The organism is Psychrobacter sp. W2-37-MNA-CIBAN-0211, from assembly GCF_040309405.1.
Taxonomy (GTDB): Bacteria; Pseudomonadota; Gammaproteobacteria; order Pseudomonadales; family Moraxellaceae; genus Psychrobacter; species Psychrobacter glaciei.
On the sequence record NZ_JBEOOU010000282.1, the window covers coordinates 1 to 265 of the forward strand.

Here is a 265-nt window from a genome sequence, read left to right on the forward strand (position 1 = left end):
CCCCTACTTTGGGCAGTTTAATTATGGAGGTCGGTGATTGGCATCTTATCTTTTTAAGCCAAAGTTGTTATGCCATCACGTTATTGGTATTAGTATTATTTAAACTAAAAATGCCCAGCGATAAAGATCTTGGCAGTCGCAGTCAAAAGACATTTTTAGGCGGTTACTACACAGTCTTTGCTCGCAATGGCGTCAAACTGAATTTATCCAGCGGTGTATTAACGTCATTTGCTTTCTTTTGTTACTTAACCGCTTCGCCATTTAT

At 38.9% G+C, this 265-nt stretch carries 1 pseudogene; it reads left to right on the plus strand.

Annotation, left to right across the window (positions count from 1 at the left end):
• Positions 1-265 (plus strand): annotated as a pseudogene (locus AAEY72_RS15240) (hypothetical protein); the annotation flags it as partial.